The 13,732-nt window shown below is 32.4% G+C and carries 15 protein-coding genes; all 15 read left to right on the forward strand.

Annotated features, from left to right (window positions below; translation table 11 throughout):
* The first annotated feature begins 11 nt into the window (after nucleotides 1-11).
* The 15 genes from LQ677_RS05175 to asnS all read left to right on the forward strand — a co-directional run bounded on the left by LQ677_RS05175 (nucleotide 12) and on the right by asnS (nucleotide 13,729).
* The gene (locus LQ677_RS05175) at nucleotides 12-548 is read left to right on the forward strand and encodes a YpiB family protein (RefSeq protein WP_037588155.1); all 537 of its coding nucleotides are present in this window, start codon (nucleotides 12-14) and stop codon (nucleotides 546-548) included.
* Nucleotides 548-979 (forward strand): DUF2487 family protein, encoded by a 432-nt coding sequence (locus LQ677_RS05180; protein WP_025905476.1) that lies wholly within the window; start codon nucleotides 548-550, stop codon nucleotides 977-979. Before LQ677_RS05175 ends, LQ677_RS05180 begins: the two co-directional genes overlap by 1 nt.
* 264 nt (nucleotides 980-1,243) lie before the next feature.
* Nucleotides 1,244-1,543, forward strand: coding sequence for a helix-turn-helix domain-containing protein (locus LQ677_RS05185; RefSeq protein WP_191835587.1), 300 nt, complete (start codon nucleotides 1,244-1,246; stop codon nucleotides 1,541-1,543).
* 85 nt (nucleotides 1,544-1,628) lie between these two features.
* The gene (locus LQ677_RS14830) at nucleotides 1,629-1,877 is read left to right on the forward strand and encodes an IS3 family transposase (RefSeq protein ID WP_191835586.1); all 249 of its coding nucleotides are present in this window, start codon (nucleotides 1,629-1,631) and stop codon (nucleotides 1,875-1,877) included.
* A gap of 579 nt (nucleotides 1,878-2,456) precedes the next feature.
* Nucleotides 2,457-2,960 (forward strand): Rieske (2Fe-2S) protein, encoded by a 504-nt coding sequence (locus tag LQ677_RS05195; protein ID WP_107577812.1) that lies wholly within the window; start codon nucleotides 2,457-2,459, stop codon nucleotides 2,958-2,960.
* A 13-nt stretch (nucleotides 2,961-2,973) separates the two neighbouring features.
* Entirely contained in the window at nucleotides 2,974-3,648 is a 675-nt protein-coding gene (gene qcrB, locus LQ677_RS05200; protein WP_016912349.1) for a menaquinol-cytochrome c reductase cytochrome b subunit, read from the forward strand.
* Between the two features lie 37 nt (nucleotides 3,649-3,685).
* Entirely contained in the window at nucleotides 3,686-4,474 is a 789-nt protein-coding gene (locus LQ677_RS05205) for a menaquinol-cytochrome c reductase cytochrome b/c subunit (RefSeq protein ID WP_037588151.1), read from the forward strand.
* A gap of 57 nt (nucleotides 4,475-4,531) precedes the next feature.
* The gene (locus LQ677_RS05210; protein WP_126477470.1) at nucleotides 4,532-5,125 is read left to right on the forward strand and encodes a DUF1405 domain-containing protein; all 594 of its coding nucleotides are present in this window, start codon (nucleotides 4,532-4,534) and stop codon (nucleotides 5,123-5,125) included.
* A 53-nt stretch (nucleotides 5,126-5,178) separates the two neighbouring features.
* On the forward strand, nucleotides 5,179-5,865 hold the full coding sequence (locus LQ677_RS05215) for a zinc metallopeptidase (RefSeq protein ID WP_037588148.1): 687 nt from the start codon (nucleotides 5,179-5,181) through the stop codon (nucleotides 5,863-5,865).
* A 181-nt stretch (nucleotides 5,866-6,046) separates the two neighbouring features.
* Nucleotides 6,047-6,361, forward strand: coding sequence for a nucleotide pyrophosphohydrolase (locus tag LQ677_RS05220; RefSeq protein WP_025905482.1), 315 nt, complete (start codon nucleotides 6,047-6,049; stop codon nucleotides 6,359-6,361).
* 19 nt (nucleotides 6,362-6,380) lie between these two features.
* On the forward strand, nucleotides 6,381-7,502 hold the full coding sequence (bshA, locus tag LQ677_RS05225; protein WP_049318836.1) for an N-acetyl-alpha-D-glucosaminyl L-malate synthase BshA: 1,122 nt from the start codon (nucleotides 6,381-6,383) through the stop codon (nucleotides 7,500-7,502).
* Between the two features lies 1 nt (nucleotide 7,503).
* Nucleotides 7,504-8,715 carry a CCA tRNA nucleotidyltransferase gene (locus tag LQ677_RS05230; RefSeq protein ID WP_239748141.1) on the forward strand — a complete coding sequence of 404 codons (1,212 nt, stop codon included), beginning with the start codon at nucleotides 7,504-7,506 and terminating at the stop codon, nucleotides 8,713-8,715.
* Complete coding sequence (locus LQ677_RS05235; protein WP_239748142.1) at nucleotides 8,702-9,670, forward strand: biotin--[acetyl-CoA-carboxylase] ligase; 969 nt, start codon at nucleotides 8,702-8,704, stop codon at nucleotides 9,668-9,670. The genes LQ677_RS05230 and LQ677_RS05235 overlap by 14 nt, the downstream gene beginning before the upstream one ends.
* A 10-nt stretch (nucleotides 9,671-9,680) precedes the next feature.
* The gene (locus LQ677_RS05240) at nucleotides 9,681-12,374 is read left to right on the forward strand and encodes a helicase C-terminal domain-containing protein (protein WP_239748143.1); all 2,694 of its coding nucleotides are present in this window, start codon (nucleotides 9,681-9,683) and stop codon (nucleotides 12,372-12,374) included.
* A 62-nt stretch (nucleotides 12,375-12,436) separates the two neighbouring features.
* Entirely contained in the window at nucleotides 12,437-13,729 is a 1,293-nt protein-coding gene (asnS, locus tag LQ677_RS05245) for an asparagine--tRNA ligase (RefSeq protein ID WP_159315648.1), read from the forward strand.
* The last annotated feature ends 3 nt before the right edge of the window (nucleotides 13,730-13,732 follow it).

Below are 13,732 nucleotides of genomic sequence, written 5' to 3' on the forward strand. Positions count from 1 at the left end.
TAGGGTTAATTATGAATCATACATGGTTAAATTATGAAAAACAGCGATTTATTGAATATATTCTATATCAATACGATTTTAAAATTGCTGAAAGTGTATGGATATTAAATTTATTAAAAAGTAGCCCTAAATATTTATCTAACATTTCATTCGTCAATGAATTTTCTGATGAACGCATACTGTCCATTAGTACCGAGCAATCTAAACAACTGCCTTTACTTTATTGTAAAGATCGATTCTGTATAGAAGATGGTCGACAAATATTTCATGATATTCGTCTAGACAATACACATTTAAATGTACTTTTATATTTGAACAGAAATGATGATCGACTGAATAAGTTGCTGTTGTTACAAATGCTTGTTGATTATTATGGAGATGACAAAGATATTCGTGCTTTAAATAACAACAATACACACGGGCTAGGACATTGGCGTAAACTCATCAGTAATGAAATAGATAAATCTTTAGATAATAACGACCAAGACATGTTTATAGAAATGTCTAAAATATTACAATTCATTAATGAGTTGGAGGAACATCGATAATGTTATTTAATCATGTTGACTTAAAAGAATTAAAAAACAACTTAGAATATATCGATACAGCCATCATACCTGTATCTAATATTGATATGAATCATCAATTATTAACATCATGCGACCAAAACGAAACAGTTCAACTTGTTGGCATGTTAGCAGAAAAACAATTTAAAGGTAGATTACTACTTACACCAACATTTTTCACAAGTGGTAATCAATACGATCACGTCGTATCTTTTATACAAAGTTTAAAAGAGTATGGCTTGAACAATATAATTATTTTAAGCAGTGATCAAGTAGAACTGAACGTTGATCACGAATTGTATAAAGTAAACACGATTCCAATGGGTGACTTAGACGACGATATGAAACGCACACTCATCGAAGACGAAGTCAAACAATTTATGAAGTTTATCATTAGAACATGGAATAAATAGTAGGTAGATGCACTATATCTTATAGTGTATTATCCCTATAGAGTAAGTATTTAAAAACTAAAACTCTATAGGGATATTTTTATGTATAAAGCTAGACTACCTGTCGAACTTAATCAAGGTATCTACAATAACTTTAAATAAATTTATTCAGATGTAGGGGCTTAATAAATCATTTCACATCACGATACTTTAAAAAATTGAGTGATAAAGTATACTGTAAGAAAGGAAAATAAATCTTGTTTTCCATACCTGGAGGTAGACACTATGAATACTAGAAAAACATCTTTTGAAAAAAGAGTAGAAATAGCTAAATATTGTATTGAAAATAATAGAGACTTTAATAAGACAGCTGAAAAGTACCAAGTTAGCTATTCACAAGTCTATAATTGGGTGAAAAAGTATGAAGAACATGGTGATATTGGTTTAGTAGATGGTAGAGGTAAAGGAAAACCAGTTGAAGCATTAACTATTGAAGAAGAACTCAAATTAAAAATAAAAGCACTTGAACAAAAAAATAAAATTCTTCAAATGGAGAATGAGGTATTAAAAAGCAGGAAGAAATAGAGAGGCAGTTGATGAATCGAAAGTCAGACAAATAGTAGCATATCAGACAATTGAATCATTAATAGATAAATATCCGACGAATCAAATGTGTACCATTCTTGAAATATCAAGGGCAAGTTATTATAAATGGAAAAACAGAGAAGAATCAGAATCCGAGAGATTCAATAATGAATTAAAAGATTTGATATTCAAAATTTATCATGAACACGATGGGAAATATGGATCTAGAAGAATGCATAAGTATTTGAGGGAACATACTAAATTCCAGGTTAATCATAAACGTGTCTATAGAATAATGAAAAAATATGGATTAATTGCCTCAAACAATTTATGAAGTTTATCATTAGAACATGGAATAAATAGTAGATAGATGAATATTATCTCAGAGTCTTCGTGCGATACGCCCTGATTTTGTACCTTAGCGCACCATATCTTGGAGTCTTCGTGCGATACGCCCTGATTTTGTACCTTAGCGCACGATATCTCGGAGTCTTCGTGCGATACGCCCTGATTTTGTACCTTAGCGCACGATATCTCAAAGTCTTCGTGCGTTACACCCTGATTTTATACCTTATCGCACGATATCTCAAAGTCTTCGTGCGATAATAACCAACTTCTAGATAACTTCACATCATAACAACCGCAACAAATCTTATTGGGTTAAGATTTGTTGCGGTTTTTTATTTCCAAAATACAATTGTCCTTTCTATGTGGAAAATAGGGTTGTTTTCACAGTTTTTTATCAATATTTCCGCCTTTATAATAAAGCCTTTTCATTTTTTTAAAAATTCCTAGATAAAAGGTTAATAAATAAACATTTAAATTGTGACAAAGCGTTGACCGTCTTGAAATAATAGGCTAAAATTAAGTTGTCCTAGTTATAAAAGAACGATTAATAGAGGGGGGAATCTAAATGAGCCAACGTGTCACACGACGCCAATTTTTAAACTATTCATTGATGGGTGTTGGGTCATTTATGGCTGCTGGTATGATTTTACCTATGGGTAGATTTGCGCTTGATCCTGTATTCAAAGCTGATGCACAAGGCGATATGATTGCTACAGGCGTAAAGGAGTCAGAACTTGGTAAAGAGCCTATTAAAGTGGACTTTAAATTCGAGCAAGAAGATGCTTGGTACACAAGTGAAGTTACAGAATTTGCTTGGGTGTACAAAGATGGAAATGAAATCGTAGCATTATCACCGGTCTGTAAACATTTAGGATGTACAGTACAGTGGAATGGCGATAAATCAAATCCAAATCAATTCTATTGTCCATGTCATAACGGTCGTTATGAAAAGAACGGTAAGAATATTCCAGGTACGCCGCCATTAGCACCACTTGATCAATACGAAGTAAAAGTTAAAGGTGGCATTATTCAAATCGGTAAAAAGCACGAGAACGAATTAGCTAAATAAGGAGGGATTAACAATGATAGATAAAATCTATGATTGGGTCGATGACAGACTTGATATTACACCAATTTGGCGAGATATTGCTGATCATGAGGTGCCAGAGCATGTTAACCCTGCTTATCACTTTTCAGCTTTCGTTTATTGTTTTGGTGGTCTAACGTTTTTCATTACAGTAATACAAGTTTTATCAGGTATGTTTTTAACGATGTACTATGTTCCAGATATCGTTAATGCATGGAAATCAGTTTACTATCTACAACACGATGTAGCTGCTGGTGTTATCGTACGTGGTATGCACCATTGGGGAGCAAGTTTAGTAGTAGTAATGATGTTTTTACATACACTTCGTGTATTCTTTACAGGATCTTATAAACAACCTAGAGAATTAAACTGGGTTGTCGGTGTATTAATATTCTTCGTAATGCTTGGATTAAGTTTTACTGGTTATTTATTACCATGGGATATGAAAGCACTATTCGCAACAAAAGTAGGTTTACAAATTGCAGAATCTGTTCCTATCATTGGGCCGTGGGTTAAGACATTACTAGCAGGGGATGCAGAGATAGTTGGTGCACAAACTCTAACTCGTTTCTTTGCGATACATGTATTCTTCCTACCAGCTGCACTATTCGCGTTATTAGCAGCACACTTTATAATGATCAGAAAACAAGGTATTTCAGGTCCACTATAAAATTAACGTGAATAAATGAAAAAGGAGGTCATGCGACATGCATCGCGGTAAAGGGATGAAGTTTGTTGGTGATTCAAGAATAAAGTCATACGACAAACCGAAATTAAATCGAGATTATTCAGAATTTCCAGGTCGTACAGAAAGTTTCTGGCCTGACTTTCTACTAAAAGAATGGATGACTGGTGCGGTATTCTTAATCGCTTACTTATGTTTAACAGTCGCTCATCCATCGCCACTTGAACGTGTGGCAGATCCATCTGATACTGGTTATACACCATTACCAGACTGGTATTTCTTATTCTTATATCAAATACTTAAATATTCATTCGCATCTGGTCCTTATAACACATTCGGAGCAATTATCTTACCAGGTATCGCATTCGGTGCTTTATTATTAGCACCTTGGTTAGATAGAGGCCCTGAACGTAAATGGACAAAGAGACCATTTGCTTCTGGATTTATGTTAATCGCAATTGCAATCTTATTCTATACAACATGGGAATCAAGTTATTACCATGATTGGAAACAACAAGCTAAACAAGGTGAAATCGTCTTCTCGAACTTAGACAAATCAGACCCTGTTTATACAGACATCATCAAGTCAAACTGTACAAGTTGTCACGGTGGTGAGTTAACGGGTGGACAAGGTCCAAACTTAGTTGAATCGAAATTACCTAAAGAGGGCGTTAAAGGATTCGTAGAAAATGGTGCAGGTAAAATGCCTAGCTTCAAAGACACACTTTCTAAAGATGAAATTGACAAAGTTGCTAAATACGTTGCAGATTTACATGAAACAGATGCAAACGGTAAAGAATTGAAAAAATAATTAAATTTGAGCCTGGGGCATATGCGTGCCCTGGGCTCTTTTCAAAGGAGTAATAAAATGGAATTTTGGAGATATGTAATGGGGCAGAAATCTATTCTCATTACGCTATTTATCGCAAATCTTCTCGGCACCATTTATGGATACATATGGTATGGCAGTCAATTACTTGATAGCAAATGGTACTTTTGGCCATTTATACCCGACAGTCCAACAGCAACATTATTCTTAGTGATTGCGATAGCTGCAATCATTTTCAATAAACATTTAGGATTGTTTGAATGTTTAGCATTTATTACATTAATTAAATATGGTGTATGGGCAGTTGTTATGAATATATTTGTAATGATTCATTACGATCAACTTGTTCCAATGGCAATAATGCTGATGACTTCACACGGCATTATGGCTATTCAAGCATTGATGTTCTATCCTTTATTCAATATTAAAAAGTGGCATATTGTTGTAACAATGATTTGGGTATTTCACAATGATGTTATTGATTATGTGTATCATCAATATCCCGTATATAGTATGTTAAGTCAGTATGAGTCACATATAGGATACTTTGCTTTTTGGCTAAGTGTTATCGCTTTTCTGTTATTACTATATTTCCAAAAAAACATCAAATTACGTTCAAAATATTTGACGTAAGAGCCGTCACTCCGTAATATAATAAATAACAGGGATAAAAAGGAGGAAGTTATTTGTTTTCATATATCATATATTTTATTATCATTATGATTGTCCCTATGTACTTCCAATTTAGAGTAAAATCAACATACAATAAATACTCAAGAGTACGTTCAACAAGTGGGAAGACGGGTAAACAAGTTGCAGAAGAAATTTTAGCTGCAAATGGAATTCATGATGTAGAAGTGTTACAAGGTGAAGGATTCTTATCAGATCATTTTGATCCAACTAAGAAACGTGTTGTATTATCACCGGCAAACTATCAACAACCAAGTGTTGCGGGTACAGCAATTGCAGCACATGAAGTAGGACATGCTATTCAACATGCTCAAGGATATGGATTCCTTAAATTTAGATCAGCACTTTTACCGCTTGCTAATTTAGGAAGTTCGTTATCATACATTATCATTTTAGCTGGTATCGTATTAACAGCAATGAGTAGTACATTCGGTACAACATTATTATGGGTTGGTATCGTATTTATGTCATTCGCTGTATTATTCTCAATCATCACATTACCAGTTGAATTCGATGCTAGTAAACGGGCAATGCGACAAATTGAAAAATTAAATATCGTTAACCAACAAGAATATAGACATGCTAAAAAAGTATTATCTGCAGCTGCTATGACATACGTTGCAGCAACAGCTGTAGCCGTAGCTGAATTAGCAAGATTTATTCTAATGGCACGTAATAATTAATGAAATCATTTTAATACCAATAAAGTCTTTTGACTTTGTTGGTATTTTTTATTTTATAAATATTTATGAGGTTTGTAGTTATAAGCTTATTACGTTGTCATTATGCATGATTATCATATATAATTTTATTATGTGAGTTCTTTTATATAGAGATATAAAAGATATGTAGGGAGGAAATTTTATGGACATGAAAGAGATGCAACATGAAGTTGATCAATATATTTCTCAGTTTAAAGCAGGTTATTTTTCGCCTTTAGCAAATTTAGCGAGATTAACAGAAGAAGTTGGAGAACTAGCTAGAGAAATTAATCATAGTCATGGTGAAAAGAAAAAGAAACCAACAGAAGAAGACAATACAATTGAAGCTGAATTAGGAGATAATTTATTCGTCTTAATTTGTTTAGCAAATTCTTTAGACATAGATTTAAATAAAAGTTTCCAAGATACAATGAATAAATTCAATGTAAGAGATAAAGATAGATTCGAACGTAAATAAGTCATAATGGAGGATTAATATGAAAATCGGTATAACTTGTTATCCATCAATGGGGGGCTCAGGAATTGTTGCAACTGAGCTTGGTTTGGAAATGGCGAAAAGAGGTCATGAAATTCACTTTATTACTTCTAATATGCCTTTTAGAATGAGAGAGCCTGTTCCAAACGTAACATTTCATCAAGTTGACGTAAATCAATATTCTGTATTCCAATATCCACCATATGATATTACATTAAGTGCTAAAATTGCAGACGTCATTAACGATTACGACTTGGATATATTACATATGCACTATGCAGTACCGCATGCAATTTGTGGTATTTTAGCGCGTCAAATATCCGGAAAAGATGTCAAAATCATGACGACTTTGCATGGAACAGATATTACAGTATTAGGTTATGATACGTCATTACAAAGTGCCATTCGATTCGGAATTGAAAAGAGTGACGTTGTAACTAGTGTCAGTGATAGTCTTAAACAAGAAACATATGACATTATAGAACCTGATAAAGAAATCAAAACAATATACAATTTTGTACAAGAAGAAAGTTTCCCACAAATTTATAATACAGATTTAAGAAGTCGTTATGGCATAGAAGAAGATGAAAAAGTCATCACGTTTGTATCAAATTTTAGAAAAGTCAAGCGCGTGCCTGATGTCGTGGATACATTCTACAAAATTAACAAACAAATTAAATCTAAATTATTACTCATCGGTGATGGTCCAGAGTTACAAGTGGCCAGAGAACAAATTAAACAACTTAATATAGAAGACCAAGTTCTATTTTTAGGTAAACAAGATGAAGTGAATATCTTCTATCAAATGTCTGATTTAACGTTGTTATTAAGTGAAAAAGAAAGCTTTGGACTTGTATTACTTGAAGCTATGCTTACAGGTGTCGTGCCGATTGGTACAAATGCAGGTGGCATAAAAGAAGTCATCAAAAACGGTGAAACGGGTTATACGGTTGATGTCGGTGATACGGATAAAGCGAGTGAATATGCGGTTAAATTACTAACAGATTCAGAACTTTATCGCAAAATGCAAAACGCTATGATTCAAGATGTACGTGAAAGATTCTCATCTAAAGTGATTGCTGATCAGTACGAATCTTGCTACAACGATATGTTAGGAGAATAATATGCGTGAATATCAAGTATTTGAAGATGCGAAATGGATAATTGAAACACTTGAATGTAATGGGCATCAAGCATATTTTGTCGGTGGTTCAGTAAGAGACTATTTAATGGGTAAAGAAATTTCAGACGTTGATATCACAACAAGTGCTTTACCTGATGAAGTTGAACAATTATTTGATAAGACTTTACCAATAGGCAAAGAGCACGGCACGATGATTGTGATGGGTGAAAATCAACAGTTTGAAGTGACAACATTTAGAAAAGATGGGGATTATGTTGATCATAGAAGACCTACATCTGTTCAGTTTGTAACGGATTTATATGAAGATGTAGCAAGAAGAGATTTCACAATGAATGCTATCGCTATGGATAAGTCGTATCAACTTCATGATTATTTCAATGGGTTAAACGATATACAATCCAAAATCATAAAAGCTGTCGGAACACCAATTGATCGAATGGAAGAAGACGCATTACGTATTATGAGAGGTGTAAGATTCCAATCACAAACAGGCTTTGCACTTGATCATGATACTAAAGACGCCATGTATCAAACAGCACATTCTTTAAATGCCATCGCAATTGAAAGAATTGTTGTTGAACTAAAAAAAATGATTCAAGGTAAATATATTCATGATACAAAAACGACCGCTCATGAACTAGAAATATTTAAATATATTCCATTTTTCAAAGAAATCAACCAAAGAAGTATCTTCATGCCAGAACATGCCCATTTCAATTTATGGGTGGCTGCATTATGTTATTTAAACGAATTAGATTTAACAAGCTTGAACAGTTTGAAAATCAGTAATCAAGAAAAGCGTGATATCTCATCATACGTTCAATTATTGATATCACTTTCTGATAATAAAATTTCAAAGCAAGATATGATTCATCTCGTATATACGTATCATCGTGATAAAATGAAAGAAATCATTCACTTTATTTCTGAGCATAATGCACAACTGAATATCTCTATCCATCCTACAATTATGAATGACCGTGTAATTGATGAAATATATGATAAACTACCTATATATGATAAATCAGAATTACAAATTAACGGTCAAATATTGATGTCTACATTTAATAAAAAAGGTGGACCATGGATCAAAGATATTTTAAATAAAGTTGAACAAGCTGTCATTAACCATAAAGTGGATAATACAGAAAATGATTTAATAGAATGGGTGCGAGAGAATGTCAAAATATAAACGTGAAATTATTAAATATTTATATCAAAATAATGAATATTTGTCAGGACAACATATTGCTGAAACGTTAAATTGTTCACGTGTAACAGTTAAAAAAGTCATCGATCAATTGAGAAAAGAAGGCTTTGAAATTGAGTCTATTTCTAATAAGGGATATAAAATCTCAGAAATCCCTACAACTTGGCAAGAAGACATTGTGAATATTACACTTCAATATCAAAGAATATTGAATCACGCAATTGTTCAAACACAAGTAGATTCAACACAATTGTTAGCTAAATCTCGTGTTAATGACATTGAACATGACTTTATTGTTTTAAGTGATGAACAAACAAATGGGAGAGGGCGTTTCCAAAGAGAATGGTCATCTCTAAAAAGTAAAGGGCTTTGGATGTCAGTTGTATTACGTCCAGATATTCCAATTCAAAGAATGTCGACATTTAATCTATTTATAAGCCTTGCCATTCAAGAAGTGATTGAACAGCATTATGGCATTCAAAGTAAAATTAAATGGCCAAATGATATTTATATAGGCGATAAAAAAGTTTGTGGCTTTTTAACAGAAATGATTGCAGATACTGATGGCGTCAATGCGATTATTTGTGGCATTGGTATTAATTTAAACCAAACACAAGAAGACTTCGATCAAGCTGGTCAATCACGTGCGACAAGTTTAAAAATAGAAAATGAACAATCTATAGAACCTTATCAATTTTTGAAATTATTAATAGAAGCTATTGAACTGAGATATGATCAATTTTTAGAATTACCATTCAGTGACATTAAAGATTTATATAAAAGTAAAAGTATGATTTGGGACAAAAAATTAACTTATACAGAAGGTAAAAAGCAAGTATTTGGTCGAGCAATTGATATACAAGATAATGGGTTCTTAACCGTGATATCTGATGATGGTCAATTACACCAATTTATGAGTGCAGATATCGAAATATAGGAGAGATAATATGGCGCAAAGATACGCTGTTGTAGATTTAGAAACAACCGGAAACCAAATTCAATATGATGAAATCATTCAAATTGGGATAACATTTATAGAAAATAACCAAATTACCGATACATATCATTCATATGTCAAAACGGATTTGGAAATTCCATCTTTTATTCAAGCATTAACCAATATTAATGAATTAGACTTAGAAGAAGCTCCGTACTTTGAAGAGATCAGTCAATCATTGTTTAACTTGTTGAAAGATTGTGTATTTGTCGCGCATAATGTTCTATTTGATTTAAACTTTCTCAAATCCCATTTCGAAAAGCATCAAATACAATTTGAACCTAAATTAACAATTGATACGATGGAATTGTTTAAAATCGCATTTCCAAACGAAGAAAGTTATCAGTTAAGTGAATTGAGTCAATCGTTACAAGTTGATTTAAACCAAGCGCATAGTGCTTATGAAGATGCTAAAGCAACTGCACTATTGTTTATCAAAGCCATTGAAAAAATAAATGGTCTTCCGATTGATACGATTAAACAACTTTATTATTTATCTAAATCTTTAAAGCATGATTTAAAAGACATTCTATTTGAAATTGTAAGAACACATCAAGGTGCCGAAACGCATAATCGCAATATTAAAAAGTACCAGAACATCCATTATTTAAAACAAATGCCAATACGCCATTCAAGTGACCGTACATCAATTACACTAGATGAAGCTTATGATAGAATACTTAAAACCTTTAACTTCGATTATCGTAAAGAACAATATCAACTCGTTCAACAATTATTTGATTCTTTAATGCATAACGAGAATGCTTTAATTGAAGCACCACTTGGTAGTGGGAAATCGATGAGCTTTGTGCTCGCTGCATTATTGTATTATTTAGAAACTGGTGAACATATTCTCGTTTCAACACATACGAAGTTACTTCAAAATCAACTTCTAGAACAAGAATTTAATAAAGTCTTAAATGCATTAGATTTAGATTTAAAAGCGATGATTATTAAAAGTAAAGATCATTATATTTCGCTTGGTTTAATCTTAAATATATTACAAGATGATACAGACAACTATGAAGCGACTATTTTAAAAATGCAGTTACTTGTATGGATTCTTGAAACGGAAACAGGTGACATTGAAGAGCTCCATCTTAAAGGTGGTCAAAAGGTCTTCTTTGAACAAAAACGCACGACTTATGTACCGTTTAAAAATGATATACATTACTATCAATTTATTAAAGAGAGTGCGCAGCATGTAGAGATTGGTATAACAAATCACGCGCACTTGTTACAACATAGTACAGAAGATACCGTATACCAATTGTTCAAACATATCATCGTTGATGAAGCGCATCGTATTCAAGATTACGCACTTAATCAAGTGACAGATGATTTAAGTTACCAACATATTAAATATCATCTCGGTTTATTAGGTAAAAATGAGCAAGAAAAATTATTTAAACGATTAGATAAATTAGAAAATAGAAGAGTCATTGAGCAATATCCAATCGAACCAATTGATATATATCAACTGAAACGTGATATTGATTTACTTCACGAACAAAACGAACAATTATTTGATGATTTAATGGCTCAAATTTCAGATAAGCATCAAGAATCTCATGAAGATGACAAACAAATTCATTACTTCTATGATATTGATGTCGCGAATATATCTGAAATATTTAAACGACAAATTAGTACAATCAATCAAATATTATCTAGATTTAAATCATACTCACACGCACATGTTAAAGCATTCAAGAAAGAGTTAATTTATATTTATCATCAATATACTAAAATTTATAACATGATTAAGTCTGGTCAAGTGCCATTCGTATCCATTAAGAAAATATCTCAGAAATCTACACTTTCACTTTTTGTTAAAAAAGCAGAAGTTAAAGATTTACTGAATGAAGTGTTTATAGAGCAATTCAATAGCAATATTTTCATTTCAGGGACATTAACTGTTAATCATTCATTTACATCATTTAAATCTATGTTTCCTGAAGACATTCAATTTAACACTTATTATTTAAATGATATTTACGACTTGAAAAATCAAGCAACATGTTTTGTACCGGAAAATATGCCGACTTATCAATATCATCAACAAGATGACTATATTGAAACGATTGTTAGTTATTTATCTACATTTGTGAGTGAAACAAATCAAAAATGTTTAGTACTGTTTACGAATTATGCGATGTTGTATCAAGCATACCGATACATGGAAGAACTTGAAATCTTTGATGATTATGTCGTCTTAATGCAGCAACAACATTCACACGTATACAAACTCGTACAACAGTTTAACCAATTTGATAAAACGATTTTACTAGGTACTTTATCATTCTTTGAAGGATTTGATTATCAATCTTCAGGTATTAAATGTGTCATGATGACGAAATTACCGTTTATACATCAGGATGATCCACGATACCATTTAATGAAAGATGAATTTGACAATCCCTTTAAAGACTTTGTCTTACCAGACGCAGTAACTAAGTTCAGACAAGGCATTGGTCGATTAATTCGAAACAAGCATGACCAAGGTTTATTAATTTGTTTTGATAGAAGAATATTAGATAGTAATTACAGTAAATATTTCATAAATGCTTTAGGTGAAATACCTGTTATCGAAGGTGATTTAAATAAATTCCAAGATAAACTAAGAAAATATCCAAACAGATAGCAGTTGTATGCATAATTTGATAAAATAACTATAGGTAATTTATTTGAATAGGAGAAATAATAATGAATATTACGATTAAACAAGCTAAAGATTATGTCAATCAAGAAGTGACAATCGGTGCTTGGATTGCAAACAAGCGATCAAGTGGGAAAATAGCATTTTTACAATTAAGAGACGGAACAGGATTTATGCAAGGGGTTGTTGTGAAAGCTGAAGTATCAGAAGACATCTTCCAATTAGCTAAATCATTAACACAAGAAACATCTGTTTATGTTACGGGTACAATTACAGAAGATGACCGTTCTAAATTTGGTTATGAAATGCAGGTAAGTGGTGTAGAAGTTATTTCAGAATCACATGATTATCCAATCACACCAAAAAATCATGGTACAGAATTCTTAATGGATCACAGACATTTATGGTTACGTTCTAAACGTCAACATGCCGTTATGAAAATTAGAAACGAAATTATTCGTGCGACATACGAATTCTTTAACGAAAGTGGATTCACTAAAATTGATCCACCAATTTTAACAGGAAGTGCTCCTGAAGGTACAAGTGAATTGTTCCATACGAAATATTTCGATGAAGATGCATTCTTATCTCAAAGTGGTCAATTATACTTAGAAGCTGCAGCTATGGCGCATAATAGAGTATTTAGTTTTGGTCCAACATTCAGAGCTGAAAAATCAAAAACAAGAAGACATTTAATTGAATTCTGGATGATCGAAGGCGAAATGGCATTTATGAAACATGACCAAAGCTTAGAAGTTCAAGAAAATTACGTTCATCACATCGTTAAAGCTGTGTTGGCAAATTGTCAATTAGAATTAGAACTTCTTGAAAGAGATACTTCTAAGTTAGAACAAGTATCAACACCATTCCCAAGAATCACTTACGATGATGCCATTAAATTCTTACATCAAGAAGGATTCGATGATATTGAATGGGGCGACGATTTTGGTTCTCCTCATGAAACAGCAATTGCAAACCATTATGATAAACCAGTATTTATCATTAATTATCCAACAAAAATTAAACCATTCTATATGGAACCAAACCCTGAAAATCCAGACACTGTATTATGTGCAGATTTAATCGCACCAGAAGGTTACGGAGAAATCATTGGTGGTTCTGAAAGAATTAGTGATTTAGATTTAATTAATCAAAGAATTAATGAACATGGTTTAGATCCTGAAGCATATAGTTACTACACTGACTTAAGAAAATACGGAAGTGTACCACATAGTGGATTTGGCTTAGGACTTGAAAGAACAGTAGCATGGTTAAGTGGCGTAGAACACGTTAGAGAAACTGCACCATTCCCACGTTTATTAAATCGATTATATCCATAATAA

Origin of the sequence: Mammaliicoccus sp. Q-M61 (assembly GCF_022386055.1) — a bacterium.
Taxonomy (GTDB): domain Bacteria; phylum Bacillota; class Bacilli; order Staphylococcales; family Staphylococcaceae; genus Mammaliicoccus; species Mammaliicoccus sciuri_A.

What these genes read in the sequence shown, in the direction of transcription:
- LQ677_RS05175 (WP_037588155.1), top strand. Translation starts at nt 12, where the DNA reads ATGAATCATACATGGTTAAATTATGAAAAACAGCGATTTATTGAATAT.
- LQ677_RS05180 (WP_025905476.1), top strand. Translation starts at nt 548, where the DNA reads ATGTTATTTAATCATGTTGACTTAAAAGAATTAAAAAACAACTTAGAA.
- LQ677_RS05185 (WP_191835587.1), top strand. Translation starts at nt 1,244, where the DNA reads ATGAATACTAGAAAAACATCTTTTGAAAAAAGAGTAGAAATAGCTAAA.
- LQ677_RS14830 (WP_191835586.1), top strand. Translation starts at nt 1,629, where the DNA reads ATGTGTACCATTCTTGAAATATCAAGGGCAAGTTATTATAAATGGAAA.
- LQ677_RS05195 (WP_107577812.1), top strand. Translation starts at nt 2,457, where the DNA reads ATGAGCCAACGTGTCACACGACGCCAATTTTTAAACTATTCATTGATG.
- qcrB (WP_016912349.1), top strand. Translation starts at nt 2,974, where the DNA reads ATGATAGATAAAATCTATGATTGGGTCGATGACAGACTTGATATTACA.
- LQ677_RS05205 (WP_037588151.1), top strand. Translation starts at nt 3,686, where the DNA reads ATGCATCGCGGTAAAGGGATGAAGTTTGTTGGTGATTCAAGAATAAAG.
- LQ677_RS05210 (WP_126477470.1), top strand. Translation starts at nt 4,532, where the DNA reads ATGGAATTTTGGAGATATGTAATGGGGCAGAAATCTATTCTCATTACG.
- LQ677_RS05220 (WP_025905482.1), top strand. Translation starts at nt 6,047, where the DNA reads ATGGACATGAAAGAGATGCAACATGAAGTTGATCAATATATTTCTCAG.
- bshA (WP_049318836.1), top strand. Translation starts at nt 6,381, where the DNA reads ATGAAAATCGGTATAACTTGTTATCCATCAATGGGGGGCTCAGGAATT.
- LQ677_RS05230 (WP_239748141.1), top strand. Translation starts at nt 7,504, where the DNA reads ATGCGTGAATATCAAGTATTTGAAGATGCGAAATGGATAATTGAAACA.
- LQ677_RS05235 (WP_239748142.1), top strand. Translation starts at nt 8,702, where the DNA reads ATGTCAAAATATAAACGTGAAATTATTAAATATTTATATCAAAATAAT.
- LQ677_RS05240 (WP_239748143.1), top strand. Translation starts at nt 9,681, where the DNA reads ATGGCGCAAAGATACGCTGTTGTAGATTTAGAAACAACCGGAAACCAA.
- asnS (WP_159315648.1), top strand. Translation starts at nt 12,437, where the DNA reads ATGAATATTACGATTAAACAAGCTAAAGATTATGTCAATCAAGAAGTG.